The organism is Chamaesiphon sp. VAR_48_metabat_403, from assembly GCF_031422475.1.
Lineage (GTDB): Bacteria > Cyanobacteriota > Cyanobacteriia > Cyanobacteriales > Chamaesiphonaceae > Chamaesiphon.
In genome coordinates this window covers 1-3,583 of record NZ_JANPLS010000121.1, presented here as the reverse complement: position 1 = coordinate 3,583, position 3,583 = coordinate 1, and the positions used below count along the sequence as shown (strand labels likewise).

Annotated in this window: 2 protein-coding genes; both read right to left on the bottom strand. The window is 45.4% G+C overall.

Annotated features, from left to right (window positions below; translation table 11 throughout):
- Positions 1 to 3: 3 nt before the first annotated feature.
- Positions 4 to 2,340, bottom strand: a complete 2,337-nt coding sequence (locus RMO79_RS06300; protein WP_310482206.1) for a polysaccharide biosynthesis tyrosine autokinase — start codon at positions 2,338 to 2,340, stop codon at positions 4 to 6.
- 238 nt (positions 2,341 to 2,578) lie between these two features.
- A partial coding sequence (locus RMO79_RS06295) for a hypothetical protein (protein ID WP_310482205.1) occupies positions 2,579 to 3,583 on the bottom strand: 1,005 nt, incomplete at its 5' end.

Sequence of the window (3,583 nt, the reverse complement as noted above, 5' to 3'; positions counted from 1 at the left end):
TTCCTAAACAGGTACTACCGATGGAGAATAATAAGCACTAGCCGCATATTGAGGATCGGCGACCATATTGACGACCAAACCCAACACATTTACCTTCGATACTGCCAGAGTTTCGATCGATTGTCGCAATACTTCGCGGTGGACTCGACCGAGCCGAGATACCATTAATAATCCATCTGTCTGGGGAATTAATAATAGTGAATCGGCAAAATTGAGCGGTACGGTATCGTAAATGACGAGATCGAAATTACGTTCGCAAGTTTTCATTAAATCTTTCATCCGTTTGGAACTTAAAATATTCGTCGGGTCGAGCGAGATCGAACCAGACAAGAGAATATATAAGTTTTCTTCGCCGGGGAGAAGTTGAACCGTATCCATCAATTGGGAATTACCAGCAATGATATCCGTCAAACCATGAATCAGATCGGCGCGATTTTGGCGATCGACCAGATTTTGCAAGCTGGGTTTGCGGAGATCGGCATTGACTAATAATACCCGCTGACCCATGGCGGCAGCGGCTTGAGCCAACTGAATTGCGACTGTTGTTTTACCTTCATCGGGTAATGAAGAGCTGACAACTATCGATCGAATCGGTGCATCGGGACTCAACAATCTAATTTGAGAATTGAGGGCGCGAAAAGACTCAATAAATGGTGAAAATCGGTAGCGATTGTTGACACTAACTGACTCTTTTTTATGGATGGCAGAAATAGTCCGTTTCGCTTGGGCAACTTTAGTGTCGCAGACTTTTTGTTCGTCTTCACGATTGGGAATCATCCCCAAAACTGGTAGATCTAATTCTTCGCGTAAGTTTTTGAGTGAATAAATTACATTATTCATTTTATCGACAACTAACGATACTCCCGCCCCAATTAATAAGCCTAGTACACCACCGAGAGCCAGATCTTTGACGATTCCAGAAGATGAAATCGATCGCACTGAAGGCGAAGCAATTAATTCCCACGGTACCTCTTGACGCGCGGCATCGATCGTCAATTCCTCGCGTTTTTGGAGAAACTTACTCAATCGTTCGGTCGAAATTTTTAATTGTCGTTGGAGGGTTTCGTATTGACGAGAGATGACGGGGAGCTGCCCTGTTTCGCCAGATAGGGTTTGACTGGCAATATTAAGGCTGGTCAGTTTGGCTTCTAAGACCTTAACTTGAGTCTCAGCAGCAATTAATTGCTTGCTGAGATCTTGACGCAGGGCATTTTGATAGGGTAGCGACTGAGCGTTGGGAATGCTCCCAGACAGGCTGCTACCTAGCGTAGAATTAGCTGTTTGCTGAAGTAGGGGTAATAAATTATCCCGTTTTGCCCGCAGAGCGATGATTTTTGGATGCTCTTCGGTCAATTCAGCCGATTGAATTTTTAATTCAATATCAAGTTCGCGCAATTGTTTGACTAATTGTTGATAGCCTGGAGCTTCACTGAGAACCGAAGCGGCTTCGGCACCTTTGGGTTGGAGTTGGATCTGCTGTTCGAGCGATTTATACAGTTGTTTGGCTTTGGCGAGTTCGACTGGAGTTGCTGATTGTTCTTGGCGGGTGCTACTGGTTTGAGTACCGAGCTGGGTACCGAGCGTACTCGGATCGATGAGCTGATGTTTTTCCCTAAATTTTTGGAGTGCTATTTCTAAATCGCGAACTTGATTTCTGACTGTGGGTAATTGGGTATCGACAAATTGAATCGCCCGTCGGACGTTAGTTTGACGTTCGCGGAGACTGTATTGAATATAAGTATCGGAGACTAATTTCAGGACTTGTTTGGTTTCGGCTTCGGAAGTAGAGTTATAGTTAACTTTGAGAATTTTGGTTTCTGATTGGTCTTTGAGTCGATCGATCGTTAACGATTGGCGCAGGGATTCGTATGAAACTTTGGGATGGGTAGGTTTAAGTTGTTTAACTACTGGATTTAAGATTTTGTCGCTGAGAAGAATTTGAATTTGGGTGGGATAATCCAGCGTTGTTTTGGAGGTTTGAGCACTGCCTAAATCGCGCTCGACACTATTAGTCCGATCGCCGTTATTAATCGCTGAGGCGACCTGTGCCTCGGCGGTAACAGGCTCGATTAAGATGTTGAAACTACCTTCATAGGCTGCGGGTTTGCTGCGTCCGACAAATGCCATTGCGCCGCTGGTGGCAACACAGGCGATCGCCAAAATCCACCATCTGCGCTGGATGGCTTTAATTACTAGGTCGAGATCTAAACCCCCTTCTTCATTGGAACTACCAGCCAACTTCACGCCAGGATTGAGAGTTTCGATCTGAGATCGTTGGAGCTGACTTTCCTGCCAACTAGCTTCATCCGATGGTGATTCTCGCTTTATAACAATGCTCATTTCACACTAATCCTCAAGTTGCAATACAAATGGTAGGAAGTCTGACTCGCTACATCTTGAGTGGCTCGAACCCCTGTTACTTATTATACAAACCAGTCAAAACTCTTGCTTCAGCACAATGACTAACTCAGATTTTTCTACTCAGCCAAATTGACAAATTTATCCCCATTACTAGATTTATTTACTAGCAACAGCGTAAATTTTGAATTTAGTCGAGCAGAGTAATTAAATTGATTTATTACTTAAACTTCGTCGAAACTGCTAATGTTTTAAATCGCTGCTCTTGCCAACGCAGCCCCAGCATCGTCGCCGTATAGAACATAAATCCTGGCTCTTCCATCTGCGTAAAAATGAACCCAAAACCAGCCACACTCAACAGTAAAAATTTCCCAAAGTTATCCACACACACATAACGCCAAGCGATCCAACCTAGCATTAAGTAGGCACACACGCCAGCCGCACCCAAATCGCCCCACATCCCCGCCCAGCCAAACATCGGACAAAACATCGTAGATTCCAACGCCAGCCAACTCCCGTAGTAAGCCGCCAGCATTGCTTGACTAGCTGGATGCATCGTCGCGCCTAGCGGCCCTAAAATCGCCCAATTTTCCTTGAGCAACCAGCCGCCCAAGCGTCCAGCGGTATGACCGGGGCCGAGTCCTACGATCCAATTGAGCGGGGAATGATAAAATGTCGGCAGTAGATTAAAAGCAATTAACTTAATCCTCGATGCTTCGCCATTCGGCCCATATACGCCTTCTTTATCTAAGTAATTTTTAAATGCTGCAAATGCCGCTAGATTTTGAACGCACCAGTAGAAGGCAACTAAAGTGAGTACGAATAAAATGATATAGGTTAGGGTTTTCCCCACATTCTTCATTGTCGAAAAAATCAACAGTATCCCACCGAATGCCAGGGCGAATAGCACTTGTTTGGAATCGGAAAGTTGGAGTTGAAACAGCGCGGCGAGTAAAGTGCCATATCGCAGCCAGACTGGGGCGGCTGTGGCAAACATCAGATAGTAAATTCCAAAGTAAATCGAAACAGTCGTCGAGACATAATTGCCAGCTCCCGAAACGAAAAACACCCCAGCCATGCCATCTGTGGCATCTAATCCACCCGCAGAGATTTTATTAAATTTGAGCAACGGCCATTGAATGAATGCCAGTGCCATGTTGGCAAAGCCAGCGGAGATCGTCCAATTGCGGAAGCGGTGAAAACTGGCTGGGGACATCGGTACGCA